The organism is Hwangdonia seohaensis (assembly GCF_031932625.1).
Taxonomy (GTDB): Bacteria; Bacteroidota; Bacteroidia; order Flavobacteriales; family Flavobacteriaceae; genus Hwangdonia; species Hwangdonia seohaensis.
In genome coordinates, this window is record NZ_JAVSCK010000003.1 from 16,792 (window position 1) to 30,718 (window position 13,927).

General features: G+C 37.8%; 10 protein-coding genes. 5 read left to right on the top strand and 5 right to left on the bottom strand.

What is annotated here, in order from left to right; all coding sequences use genetic code 11:
• Positions 1 to 16 precede the first annotated feature (16 nt).
• The 4 genes from RNZ47_RS09195 to metK form a co-directional block, all read right to left on the bottom strand.
• The gene (locus tag RNZ47_RS09195; protein WP_311939101.1) at positions 17 to 1,078 is read right to left on the bottom strand and encodes a dioxygenase family protein; all 1,062 of its coding nucleotides are present in this window, start codon (positions 1,076 to 1,078) and stop codon (positions 17 to 19) included.
• Positions 1,079 to 1,155: 77 nt separating this feature from the next.
• The gene (locus RNZ47_RS09200) at positions 1,156 to 1,929 is read right to left on the bottom strand and encodes a DUF5995 family protein (RefSeq protein ID WP_311939103.1); all 774 of its coding nucleotides are present in this window, start codon (positions 1,927 to 1,929) and stop codon (positions 1,156 to 1,158) included.
• Between the two features lie 265 nt (positions 1,930 to 2,194).
• Positions 2,195 to 2,698, bottom strand: a complete 504-nt coding sequence (locus RNZ47_RS09205) for a hypothetical protein (protein ID WP_311939104.1) — start codon at positions 2,696 to 2,698, stop codon at positions 2,195 to 2,197.
• 138 nt (positions 2,699 to 2,836) lie between these two features.
• Positions 2,837 to 4,090 (bottom strand): methionine adenosyltransferase, encoded by a 1,254-nt coding sequence (gene metK / locus RNZ47_RS09210; RefSeq protein WP_311939106.1) that lies wholly within the window; start codon positions 4,088 to 4,090, stop codon positions 2,837 to 2,839.
• Positions 4,091 to 4,742: 652 nt separating this feature from the next.
• Between metK and ilvD the strand changes: the two genes are divergently transcribed.
• The 5 genes from ilvD to ilvA all read left to right on the top strand — a co-directional run bounded on the left by ilvD (position 4,743) and on the right by ilvA (position 11,646).
• Positions 4,743 to 6,428: a dihydroxy-acid dehydratase gene (gene ilvD, locus RNZ47_RS09215; RefSeq protein WP_311939108.1), complete on the top strand. Its 1,686-nt coding sequence runs from the start codon at positions 4,743 to 4,745 to the stop codon at positions 6,426 to 6,428.
• Between the two features lie 9 nt (positions 6,429 to 6,437).
• Entirely contained in the window at positions 6,438 to 8,171 is a 1,734-nt protein-coding gene (gene ilvB / locus RNZ47_RS09220) for a biosynthetic-type acetolactate synthase large subunit (RefSeq protein WP_311939110.1), read from the top strand.
• 122 nt (positions 8,172 to 8,293) lie between these two features.
• Complete coding sequence (gene ilvN / locus RNZ47_RS09225; protein ID WP_311939112.1) at positions 8,294 to 8,827, top strand: acetolactate synthase small subunit; 534 nt, start codon at positions 8,294 to 8,296, stop codon at positions 8,825 to 8,827.
• Between the two features lie 18 nt (positions 8,828 to 8,845).
• A complete protein-coding gene (gene ilvC, locus RNZ47_RS09230) occupies positions 8,846 to 10,321 on the top strand; it encodes a ketol-acid reductoisomerase (RefSeq protein ID WP_311939114.1) in 1,476 nt (491 codons plus the stop codon).
• Between the two features lie 59 nt (positions 10,322 to 10,380).
• Positions 10,381 to 11,646: a threonine ammonia-lyase IlvA gene (ilvA, locus tag RNZ47_RS09235; RefSeq protein ID WP_311939117.1), complete on the top strand. Its 1,266-nt coding sequence runs from the start codon at positions 10,381 to 10,383 to the stop codon at positions 11,644 to 11,646.
• 18 nt (positions 11,647 to 11,664) lie between these two features.
• On the opposite strand, the gene RNZ47_RS09240 is transcribed toward ilvA, so the two are convergent.
• Positions 11,665 to 13,926 (bottom strand): DUF7133 domain-containing protein, encoded by a 2,262-nt coding sequence (locus RNZ47_RS09240; RefSeq protein ID WP_311939119.1) that lies wholly within the window; start codon positions 13,924 to 13,926, stop codon positions 11,665 to 11,667.
• Between the last annotated feature and the right edge of the window lies 1 nt (position 13,927).

The window sequence follows — 13,927 nt, forward strand, 5'->3', positions numbered from 1 at the left end:
GTTTAGTTGTAGCGCGTTATTGTTCCTTTGGTGGATTCAAGATAATATCTCTTTTTCCTACCCAAATGTTTTCTTCATTTCTTGAAAGTTCAATGATATTCGAAAAACCTCCCGTCCGATTTAGTTTTTCGGTCATTTCTTTCGTAATTATCTTGTCTCCTTTAAACCAAGTGGCATTTATCCAATATTCTTTAAAATCTTCCCGCATGAGGGTCATGTGCACATGGGCGGGTTCTACATGATTCGGATAGGGTGCTGGTTTTATTGTGTGAAATCTATAATTACCTAAATGGTTTGTTTTAGCCCATGCTCGTAAATAGCCGTGCCGTACGCCATTTCCTGTTTCATTTCCTTTCTTTTGATAGCGTCCTTTGGCATTGGTGTGATAAGCATAAACGATTACATTTTTAGCAGGGCTTTTACCATCGGCTTCAAAAATTGTCCCTTCCAAAATTAGGCGTTCCTCCTCTGTACTTTCATCAGCAATGCTTGTTTCCCAACTTATGTTTGCAGGTGCTTCACCGGCTCCGCACCATTCACAGTTTGGTGTTTTTTGATGGGTTGTTGTGCGCTCTACTCGAGGCTGTTTAACCGCAATGGTTAGAAAAGTAACAAGTGTACTATCATCCGTTTTTCTCAAATCTGCAAGGAAATGTTGGTCACTTCCTGAAATGAAATTTTTACCCATGTGTCCCGTAAATTGTTTGAAGTGTATATCGTAAGCTTCAGGTTTGGCATTTTCAACAGTGGTATGAATATGTCTATTATCGGCTGAACTTCCATAATCACCTGGCAATATAGTTTGAACAAATACCTGCCCCTTTTCATTTGTAAAAACCTCGCCATTTAAACGAGCAGTAGATTCATCATTGGGGTTTGAAGGTTCATATTCCCCTTTTGAAGACGTATGGTACATTTGAATCTTTTGGTTTATTAGAGGCTCATTGTTTTCTTTTGACTCGAACGTAAGACATAACCATAATTTTTGTCCAACCTCGCTTTCATCACTTATTTGAATCCGGTTATTTGGTTCAAAATCTTTGAATGTTTCTAACCTTTCAAGCTCAATGTTGTTCAAAGGCAGAATATTTCTGTCTATTGAACAATGAGTATATAAGAGACTTGTCAATATTAAAGCTACAAGTTTTTTCATATTCATTTCGTACGGTTTTTAACTACCCTTTCCAACGCTTTTATTTTATCCGATGGTTTTCCACGCTCTCCAATCCTTACTATAAAAAATATAAGGCGCACCACAATTTTATGAACGGTTATAGATTTTGATAAGGCTGCTATTTTATCGTCCCGTAAAGCCATATAGTGTTCTCTGCTTTTTAATTCTTTTTGGGCCACCAACTCATTGGCAAATTTCCATGCGCCATCTCGGGCTATGCTCATGCTAAAGTTTATAAAAAAGTCATCCACCTTGTTTGCAAACTTCAAGATTTTGACTAAAGTGGGCCAAATCTTCGATAAATCTTCCTGCACTTCTTCTACTAAAGAAGCCAATACCCCATTGATTTTGTTAAAATCGGAGTGTAATGTATTAATGGATGATGCATCCGATATTTCGGCAGCAGCGATGCCTAAATCCAAATTAATATGGGCATTCATACCAAGCAATAAGTGTTGAAGCACAATTAAACTGTTGTTGCTTGAGGCCTGAAAAGCCATGTCCCAGGATTTTGTAATGGGTTTGCCTTGTTTGTAATCTGTATAAGCCAATAAATATCGGTTGGCGAACAGAACATCCAGCTGTTCCATTCTTGCGTCATCATCAAAATAATTGGTGTGTAGTTTGTCTTTTACGCTAATGGTTACTTTTTGGTACAAGCAAGCAAAATACCCTAAAGTACTTTCGTCATTTCGTGAAGATTCAATAATATCTCCTAAAATGTCTATGACTTCATCAATTGTATTGGCAACCATTTTGCACCTTAAAGTTTAGAGTTTTATGGTACAATTTACATTTTTTATCGCAATGAAGTTAAAAGAAGCTGGATTTTGGTTTTAATTGATTGGACGTAACACAATCCTCATACCGCGCTTGTAATTTATCTTGGGCGCAGTCTAAGGGCTACAATCTTTGTGTTCGTGCCTCACAAAAAGATTTCTACTGCAATCGCTAACACGGAAACAAAGGTTTGATTGTTGGTCTTGCTATTACATTTTAATCGTAGGGATTTTAAAAGTGTCAATTTTCAACGTTCGTTTGAAATGCTCTTTCCGAAACATGTACATCTTTCGTTCCTCTATATTTAAAAGTGATTTTTACTAGTATGTGAGTCCAATTTTTAGGAATCTTTAGGACAATTGGAAATCTTTGTTTTACTCCAGGTCTTACAAAATAGGGTATATACTTTTTAGGTATCATTTCCCACTTGTTTTTGGAATTTAATGGAAAAACAAGTCGGGGTTTATGTTTTTTTAGCTCATTCAATTCACTGTTTTTATCAATTCCTCGAATTCGAAGTAGCATACTATCAAATTTTTGCTCTACATTACCTTTATTTTCTGCTAACGCTCCAATTTCTATAATTCTATCAGTGTTCAGTACTCCCAGATTATAAAAATCAATATCAAATTCAATACGTTGCTTATGTGTTCCTTCTCGAAAAAATTTATAGTATGTAAAAAGAGCTGCTAATACAATTAGAGTAAATTTGATTATCTCGAATATGATTTGACCTTTTTCCATGACGCTTTTTAGCTTTCGCTTAGAAATTGCTCCTTACGAATTTAGAAAAAGTTTCTGACGAAATCAAGTTTTACAAAAAACAAAAAGCCTTGTAAAACAAATTACAAGGCTTTTTAAATATTATAAAACGTTTTGGTGTTACAAACCAAAGGCTTTTTTTACTTTGTCAACATAATCCAGTTTTTCCCAAGTAAATAACTCAACGTCTAAGGTTACGCTTTCACCATTGGGTTGGGTAAAGGTTTTGGTAACGGTTTCATTTTCGCGTCCCATGTGTCCGTAAGCAGCGGTTTCGCTGTACATTGGCGCGCGTAATTTTAAGCGTTCTTCAATGGCAAATGGGCGTAAATCAAATAATTTAGAAACCTTTTCTGCAATTTCGCCATCGGTCATATTAAAAGGGCAAGTGCCATACGTGTCAATAAAAACACCCATAGGCTCAACCACCCCAATAGCGTAACTTACCTGTACCAAGATTTCATCGGCAACACCTGCGGCAACCAAGTTTTTAGCAATATGGCGTGTGGCATAAGCGGCACTTCGGTCTACCTTACTTGGGTCTTTTCCAGAAAACGCACCACCACCGTGAGCGCCTTTACCGCCATAAGTATCAACAACTATTTTACGTCCGGTTAATCCTGTATCGCCATGCGGCCCGCCAATAACAAATTTCCCGGTTGGGTTAATATGATAGGTAATACCATCATTAAACAACACTTGTATTTGCTCTGGTATTTTGGCAATTACCCGCGGTATTAAAATCTCTACGATGTCCTTTCTTATTTTGGCGAGCATAGCCTCGTCTTCATCAAACTCGTCGTGCTGTGTCGACACAACAATGGCGTCAATACGTTGCGGGACATTATCATCGCTATATTCAATGGTAACCTGACTTTTAGAATCTGGCCTTAAATAGGTGATGTCTTTGTTTTCTCTGCGCAATTCGGCAAGTTCTTTTAAAATCCGGTGCGACAAATCTAAAGCCAAAGGCATAAAGTTTTCAGTTTCTCGCGTGGCATAACCAAACATCATACCTTGGTCGCCGGCACCTTGCTCTTCTTTATTCGCTCTATCCACGCCACGGTTTATATCATCAGATTGCTCGTGAATGGCCGATAAAACACCACACGAATTGCCATCAAACATATACTCGCCTTTGGTGTAGCCGATTTTATTGATGGTCTCTCTCGCTATTTTCTGAACATCTAAATAGGTGGACGATTTTACCTCGCCAGCCAAAACAACTTGTCCCGTAGTTACTAAGGTTTCGCAAGCTACTTTCGAGTCTTTGTCGAACGCTATAAAGTTATCGATTAAAGCATCACTAATTTGGTCTGCTACCTTATCCGGGTGTCCCTCAGAAACACTTTCCGAAGTAAATAAATAAGCCATATTTTAAATTTTATTACAGATTTGACGATAGCGTCGAAGGAAGTTTACACTGCCTTTAGCATTTTTACTTGTGCTTAACCCGCTTCACCTGTATTTATTCAGGTTTTTTGCATAATTATTTGTAAAACTAGGTCTGCACAAAGAGGTTGCAATCAGTCAAATCTTTCCTCTGTTATTTGTGTTGGCAAAAGTAAAAAAATAAAAGAATATGCGAGCCGATTTTTCTTTTTTTAAGAAAAAGAATTGTCATGTAAATATTATTTACAATATTTGTGGCAACAAATGAAAAAGCAAATTTTAAATATCATTTCAATTATTATCATTGTGATTATTTCACAACGTTAGGGAATGCTATATTAAAACTTAAAATAATTTTAAAAGCCTTCCCTAAACGGAAGGCTTTTTTTATTGCATATTTTAAAGGTTTTTGAACGTCATAAAAAATACGCTCTAAAACATTGATAATCAATCTAATAAATTGGTTTTATTGGTGCTGGATTTAACCATAAAATCCAGCGAAAAACAGATTTAAAAATGTAATAATTTAATTTCGTAGCCGTTTAAGGAATTTTGTTGATTTTTTAATCAAAATCTTAAATCGCAAGAATATTTATACTGAAAACAAAGTAAAGCAAAAAATTTTGCAATAAATATGAATAAACTTAATAAACATAGTAGGAGATTAACACAAGATGAATCTCAGCCAGCATCACAAGCCATGTTGTATGCCGTGGGTTTATCTGATGAAGATATGCAAAAAGCCCAAGTGGGCATTGCAAGTACAGGGTACGATGGCAACCCGTGCAACATGCACTTAAACAATTTGGCCGCAGAAGTAAAAATAGAATGCAAAATAGCCAACATGGTTGGTTTGGGCTTTAATACCATTGGGGTGAGCGATGGTATTTCAATGGGTACTTCGGGTATGAACTATTCGTTGGCGTCAAGAGATATTATTGCAGATTCTATTGAAACGGTAATGAATGCCCAAAGTTACGATGCGCTGGTTTCTGTGGTGGGTTGCGATAAAAATATGCCCGGAGCCGTTATTGCGATGCTGCGTTTAAATCGCCCATCGATAATGATGTATGGCGGTACCATAGCTTCGGGAAGTTACAAAGGTAGAAAACTAAATATCGTTTCGGCTTTTGAAGCGTTGGGACAAAAAGTGGCAGGCGAAATTGATGAGGAAGAATATAGAGACATTATAAAAAGAGCCATCCCGGGCGCAGGAGCTTGCGGCGGTATGTACACCGCAAATACCATGGCTTCGGCTATTGAATGTATGGGCTTTTCGTTGCCTTATAACTCATCTATTCCGGCTGAAAATCCAAATAAATTATCGGAAAGCGAAAGAACAGCAAGAGCCATTAAAAACTTATTGGAATTAGATTTAAAACCTTTGGATATCATTTCTAAAAAATCTATTGAAAATGCCGTTGCACTTGTTAACGCCTTAGGTGGATCAACCAATGCGGTGCTGCACTTTTTGGCTATTGCACATGCTGCGGATATTGAATTTACTTTAGAAGATTTTCAACGTGTTAGTGATAAAACACCGTTGATTGCAGATTTAAAACCATCCGGAAAATATTTAATGGAAGATGTTCACGGCATTGGTGGTACGCCCGCGGTTATGAAATATCTGTTGGACAACGGTTATTTACATGGAGATTGTTTAACCGTTACGGGTAAAACTTTAGCTGAAAATTTAGCAGATGTTGAACCACTTAAATTTGAAGACGACCAAGATGTTATCTATCCAAAGGACAAAGCTTTGAAATCTTCAGGAAACCTACAAATTCTTTATGGAAACTTAGCCACTGAAGGTGCTGTTGCCAAAATATCAGGAAATGAAGGTTTGTTGTTTGAAGGAAAAGCGGTGGTTTACGATGGCGAACAGGCTGCGAATACGGGTATTTCAAATGGCGAAGTAGAAAAAGGCGATGTGGTTGTTATTCGTTATGTCGGCCCAAAAGGAGGTCCGGGCATGCCGGAAATGTTAAAACCAACCTCACTGATTATGGGAGCAGGCTTAGGAAAGTCGGTGGCTTTAATAACCGACGGACGTTTTTCCGGAGGGACACACGGTTTTGTGGTTGGGCATATTACACCTGAGGCACAATCGGGTGGCACAATCGGATTGATTAAAACAGGCGACAAAATTAGAATTAGCGCTGAAGACAACTCTATAAATGTGTTGTTATCAGAAGAAGAAATAGCCGAAAGAAAATCGCAATGGGTTGAACCCGAATTAAAACATAAAAAAGGAATATTGTATAAATACGCTAAAACAGTGGCATCGGCATCTCAAGGCTGTATAACTGATGCGTTTTAATTGAAATTTATGGAAACAAAAACCATGACAAAAGCAAAATACTTAGAGCAACCAAGCGAACGCATTACAGGTAGTGAAGCGATAGTTAGAAGTTTAATAGCCGAAGGTGTTGATATTCTTTACGGATATCCCGGAGGTGCTATTATGCCAGTTTATGATGAATTGTTTAAATACAGAGATGAAATCCATCATGTATTAACACGTCACGAACAAGGTGCAGCACATGCGGCCCAAGGGTTTGCTAGAATTTCCGGACGTGTAGGAGTGGCCATGGCAACTTCCGGCCCGGGAGCAACAAATTTAATTACTGGAATCGCCGATGCGCAAATAGACTCCACACCGTTGGTTTGTATTACAGGGCAAGTGCCATCGCACTTATTAGGTAGCGATGCCTTTCAGGAAACAGATATTGTTGGTATTTCTACACCGGTTACTAAATGGAATTGTCAGGTTACAAAAGCCGCGGATATTCCCGAGGTTTTAGCCAAAGCATTTTTTATTGCAAGAAGCGGAAGACCGGGACCCGTTTTAGTCGATATTACAAAAGATGCCCAATTTGGAGAACTCGATTTTAAATATAAAAAATGTACAGGGGTACGTAGTTATATTCCGGTGCCTAAAACGAATTTAGAGGCGGTTAAAGCTGCTGCCGATTTAATCAATGCCGCTAAAAAACCCATGATTGTTTGGGGGCAAGGTGTTATTTTAGGACAAGCCGAGGCAGAACTGAAAGCGGTTGTTGAGAAAGCGGGAATTCCTGCAGCGTGGACTATTATGGGGGCTTCGGCCTTACCAACCTCACATCCATTAAATATTGGTATGGTTGGGATGCACGGTAATTATGCGCCAAATAGGTTAACCAATGAGTGCGATGTGCTAATTGCCATTGGGATGCGTTTTGATGACCGTGTTACGGGGAGTTTGGATACCTATGCCAAACAAGCTAAAGTTATTCACTTTGAAATAGATCCTGCCGAAATTAATAAAAACGTATTTGCAGACGTGGCTGTTTTGGGTAATTCCAAAGATAGTTTAGCGCAGTTATTGCCACTATTAAACAAAAATTCGCATGAGGCGTGGCATCAAGAATTTAAGGATTTATATACGATTGAATACGAAAAAGTTATAAAAGACGATCTTCATCCAACCAAAGAAGGCCTAACAATGGGTGAGGTTTTAAAGGAAATAAACATACAAAGCGAAGGTAATGCGGCCATTGTTTCAGATGTGGGCCAGCATCAAATGATCGCTTGTCGCTATTCAGAATTCAACAAAACCAAAAGCAACATCACCTCAGGAGGTTTAGGTACCATGGGCTTTGCATTACCAGCAGCAATTGGTGCAAAAATGGCTGCGCCAGAGCGGGAAGTGGTAGCCATTATCGGCGATGGGGGGTATCAAATGAATATTCAAGAATTGGGGACTATCTTCCAGCAAAAAGCCGCGGTTAAAATCGTGGTTTTAAATAACGAATTTTTAGGCATGGTACGTCAGTGGCAACAGTTGTTTTTCGATAAGCGATACGCCTCTACCGAAATGATAAACCCAAACTTTGTGGCCATTGCAGAAGGTTATTACTTAAAAGCCAGAAAAGTTGTTAAGCGCGAAGATTTGGCCGAAGCCGTAAAGGAAATGATGGCATCAAAAGAGCCTTACTTCTTAGAAGTTTGCGTAGAAAAAGAAGATAACGTGTTTCCTATGATTCCTTCGGGCGCATCGGTTTCAGATATCCGTTTAAGTTAAATGAAGAATAAAGAATAAAGAAATAGAACAAAGAAAAAAGATGTTTAATGAATGAAAATAAACTTGTAGCATTGTTGAATCAGTCTATTTTCTAGCATCTATTTTCTATCATCTTAAAGAACATGAACGAAGACATAAAAACATTCACATTTTCAATATATACTGAAAATACCATCGGGTTGTTAAACCGTATCTCTGCCATTTTTCAGCGCAGACACATGAATATTGAAAGTTTAACCACATCGCAATCTGAAATTGAAGGTGTAAATAGATTTGTAATAGTTGTAAATATTACCGAGCATCAAGCAAAAAAAATAATCGGACAATTTGAAAAGCAAGTGGAGGTGATTCGTGCCTATTATCATACCGAGGATGAAACGATTTATCAAGAATCCGGTATGTTTAAAATAAAGTCCGATTTACTGTTTGAAGAGCCTCAAATTCAAAATATAATTAAAGAAAGTAACGCTAGAATTGTAACGGTAAATAAAGAGTTTTTTGTGCTGGAAAAATCTGGAAGACGACAAGAAATAGAACTGTTACGACGCGAACTGAACGCGTTTGGCATCATGCAATTTGTGCGTTCTGGCCGAATAGCCGTTACTAAAGAAGAAATGAAAATAACTGAAATGCTAAAAGCATTCAATAACCAATAATTAACAATAAAATTAAAAATGGGAAATTATTTTAACACCCTTTCATTAAGAGACAAATTAAGCCAATTGGCAAAGTGTAGATTTATGGATTCTTCAGAATTCCAAGATGGTGTAAATGCGCTAAAAGGTAAAAAAATAGTGATTGTAGGCTGTGGCGCTCAAGGTTTAAACCAAGGTTTGAACATGCGGGATTCCGGATTGGATATTTCGTATGCCTTACGTGATGCTGCCATTGCGGAAAAACGTGCATCTTTTGTAAATGCCACCGAAAACGGATTTACAGTTGGTACATACAAAGAGTTGATTCCATCAGCAGATTTGGTGCTAAATTTAACACCGGATAAGCAGCACACCAATGTGGTAAATACCGTAATGCCTTTAATGAAACAAGGGGCTACATTATCGTATTCTCACGGTTTTAATATTGTTGAAGAAGGCATGCAAATCCGTAAAGACCTTACCGTAATTATGGTGGCGCCAAAATGCCCAGGTACCGAGGTGAGAGAAGAATACAAAAGAGGATTTGGCGTACCAACCTTAATTGCGGTGCACGATGAAAACGATCCAGAAGGTAAAGGTTGGGCACAAGCAAAGGCTTACGCCGTAGCTACCGGTGGAGATAGAGCAGGTGTGTTGGCATCGTCTTTTATTGCTGAGGTTAAGAGTGATTTAATGGGTGAGCAAACCATTTTATGTGGCTTGTTGCAAACTGGTTCTATTCTTTGTTTTGATAAAATGATTGAAAAAGGCGTGGATGCTGGCTATGCTTCAAAATTAATTCAATACGGTTGGGAAACCATTACCGAAGGTCTTAAATATGGTGGTATTACCAATATGATGGACAGACTTTCAAATCCAGCAAAAATTAAGGCTTTTGAATTGTCAGAAGAATTAAAAGAGATTATGCGTCCGTTGTTCCAAAAGCACATGGACGATATTATTGAAGGTCGTTTCTCTGCAGGTATGATGGCAGATTGGGCTAACGATGATAAAGATTTATTAGGATGGCGAGCTGAAACTGCTGAAACCGCTTTTGAAAAAACACCGGCGGGTGATGTTGAGATTTCCGAGCAAGAATACTACGATAATGGCGTATTAATGGTCGCTATGGTTAGAGCCGGAGTAGAATTGGCTTTTGAGGCCATGACAGAGTCTGGAATTATCGATGCTTCTGCTTACTACGAGTCGCTGCACGAAACACCGCTTATTGCGAACACCATTGCCAGAAGAAAATTATACGAAATGAACAGTGTAATCTCTGATACTGCGGAGTACGGATGTTATTTGTTCGATCATGCTTGTAAGCCTTTATTAGCCGATTTTATGAAAAACGTAGATACTGATGTTATCGGTAAAACTTATGCTGCCGATAATGGTGACGGTGTTGATAACGCTCGATTAATTGAAGTTAATGCAGCTTTAAGAAATCACCCGGTTGAAAAAGTAGGTGAATTTTTAAGAGCCTCAATGACGGCTATGAAGCCTATAGTTTAATATGAAAATTCATCCTGCAAGGTTTCAAAAACCTTGTAGGTATTTTTAAAATACAATTAATGAATAAGGAGAAAACCACATATTTTCCTAATCTTAATGATATAAAGCTAGCTGCCGATACCATTAAAAACGTATCGGCAGTTACGCCTTTAAGCCTTAGTTTTAGATATTCCGATACGCATAATGCACAAATTTATTTTAAACGCGAAGATTTGCAACAAGTCCGTTCGTATAAAATTAGAGGGGCTTATAATAAAATAAGTGCATTGTCAAAAGAAGAAGCTGAAAAAGGCGTGGTTTGTGCCAGCGCCGGAAATCATGCTCAGGGTGTTGCGCTATCTTGTAAACTATTAAAAATCAAGGGCACAATTTTTATGCCTGCACCAACGCCAAAGCAGAAAGTAGAACAGGTTAAAATGTTTGGTGGGGCATATGTTTCTATTGTTTTGGAAGGCGACACATTTGATGATGCCAATCAATTGGCCATTGCCGAATGTGAACAATTGCACAAAACCTTTATTCATCCTTTTAACGATAAAAAGGTTATTGAAGGACAGGCCACCATAGCATTGGAGATTTTAGAGCAGGCTACAGAACCTATCGATTATGTGTTTATAGCCGTTGGCGGTGGCGGATTAGCTGCAGGTTTATCAACGGTTTTTAAGCAACTGTCTCCAAAAACCAAAATTGTTGGTGTTGAGCCTAAAGGCGCGCCATCTATGTCGGTTTCAATCAAAAACAATAAAAACACTACTTTAGAAAGTATTGAAAAATTCATTGACGGTGCTGCGGTTAAACGCGTTGGCGATTTAACTTTCCCGATATGTAAACAGAATCTCGATGATATGATTAGCATTCCAGAGGGTAAGGTTTGTCAGTCTATTTTAGACTTGTACAACAGAGATGCCATTGTAGTGGAACCTGCGGGTGCTTTAAGTATATCGGCGTTGGATTTTTATGCCGAAGAAATAAAAGGCAAGCACGTAGTTTGCGTTGTAAGTGGAAGCAATAACGATATTACACGAACCTCCGAAATTAAGGAGCGCGCTTTGCTTTATGCCAATTTAAAGCATTATTTCATCATTAAATTTCCGCAACGTGCCGGAGCTTTAAAAGAATTTGTAGTTGATATTTTGGGCGAAAACGACGATATTACCTATTTTCAATATGCTAAAAAAACCAATCGTGAAAACGGGTCTGCCGTGGTTGGAATTGAGTTAAAATCGTCATCAGATTTAGAGCCGTTAATCACTAAAATGAAAGCGCAAAATTTTTACGGCGATTACTTGAATAACAAACCCGATTTGTTTCAGTTTTTGGTGTAAACATGCATCGTAATCAAATCAATATTTTAATTCGAGCAATTCCTTTTCACTAAAAGTGCCACCATCTTTTGGTTTTATTTCTCGTAATGATTTTATTTTTTCAATACTGATGTTATTGGGCTTTTTGGCAAAGGCATTGTTTAAATAACTAATAATGTCTTGCAAATCTTTATCGGTGAATTCTGGGTTCCCAGCTAAACCGGGCATTGTTGCATTTAAATCATATAACTTGCCGTTAACGTGGATAGGACCCGATAAACCATGTAAAATAATTAAAGCCAATCTTTCGGCTGATTTTGTTACGTACTCTGAATCTTTTAAAGGCGGCGCAAGTCCATCAACCCCATTGCCGTTTATTCCATGGCACGCCGCACATGTGTTTTTGTAAAGTTTATATCCAGCTGTTCGGGCATCGGTGCCTACCGTTGTTTCGGTAAATATGGCATTTTTTACATCTTTGCTTTTATTGTTTATAGTTTGAGTTAATAACTCGAATAACATAGTCTCGGAAGAATCTTTTTCAAACTGATTTAAAAACATAAGAAAATCTTCCTCAACACTTCTTAAACTATTTATGATGCCTTCTTGATATGCTTTTTCGGTTTTATATTTGTGTGATAATTCCATTAATAAAGGAAAAAACGTTTCGGTTGAAAACGGGATCCATTCCCCTAAAGTGTTTGCTATATACAAATCGATTTCTTTATCGTTTTTTTGAAGGAAATGGCTTATTATTTTTTTAGTTGAAACCAAGTTATCAGCCGAAGCAAATTGTTCTAACAATGTTAAAGCATGATTTATAACGGCACTGTCACTGTTTGAATACAATATGTTTTCCAATATAATGTAATCGAGAGCCTGCAACCCATTTAAAGTATGCATGGCATGTATTTGGGAAATGGGATTCGTTATATCCGCAGTTATCTCCTTTATAAGAGGTATGGTCTTTTTGTCGTTTTTAAATACAAGCAATTGTTGTGTGCGATCTCTTATCCATCCATTGGAATTTTTAAGTAAATCAACTAGTGCTTTGCTTTTTAATTCTTCAATTTTAATGGTTTCTTTAAAAGTGCTGTTTTGGTGGCTTACCTTTAGTATGCGTCCCATGCCTATAATCGTGTCAAGCTTTTTGTCGGCATAATGTTTTTGTAAATAAGGGGTTAAAAAGGCTTTGTCCTGTATGATTCCGCGGTGCATGTCTACTATATACATATGGCCATCGGGACCGTTAAATAGATTTACGGGCCGAAATCCTTCATCAGTAGAGGCTATAAATTCTTTCTCTGGAATGGCTTGATTAGCGGTTATTTTATAACCTGAAAAGGTTAAGATATTACGCTTCACAAGATTAGCTTCTGGAGCACAAACAAAGGCGTTTTCAAAATAATTTTCTGGGAACTGACCACCTCGATAAACCAAGGGGCCACAGGCCGAAGTAACATTAACCAAAATACTATCTTTATCTAATACCCCTTTTTGATAGCCTCTATTCACAGAGGTTGCATGCAAGGGATACACGCGCTGGTCTGGGGTTAAGGTTTTGTTTAACGTTGCATTTGGTTTGTAATAAGGGTTTTTTATCACGGTATTGGGTAGCACATAATCGCCTATTAATTGTGTGGAGTTGTTGTTGTAATACAGTCTTCCAAAATTATCTTTGGTTATTCCCCATTGCCCTCTAAACGAGGTGGGTTCTTTAATCCACTTCCCATTTTTCATTTGATAACGAAAATTCGATTTGGCATTGTAAATCCAATTATCAATGTGTATCATTAATCCATTGGGTTGATGCTCAACATTTCCGCCATCGGCATATAAAGAATCTACTAAAACCTTATTTACAGGCTTGTCATTTTTTATATTGACAAACCACAGATTTGGTGGTTCGGCATACAATAAACCGCCATAAACATGGGCAATAGCTCTTGGAAGTATAAGCCCATCAATAAATATCTTTGAATGGTCGGTGATTCCGTCATTGTCTAAATCCTCCAAAATAGAAATAGTGCCGTTTGGCATGTCGGCACCACTATCTTCTAAATTTTGCATATAGCCTTTCATTTCAACCACCCACATTCTACCTTTGTTGTCAAAGTCCATGGCTACGGGGGCTTCAATAAAAGGTTCTGAGGCTATAACATCAAGCTTAAAACCTGGTTCAATATGGTAATTGTCCAATGATATGATGGGCTCATCATACGAAACGGTGTTGCATCCTGCCATAATAAGCGCAAGCGCAATAGTTGATAAGATGCCTAAAACTGATTTTTTATTATTCAAA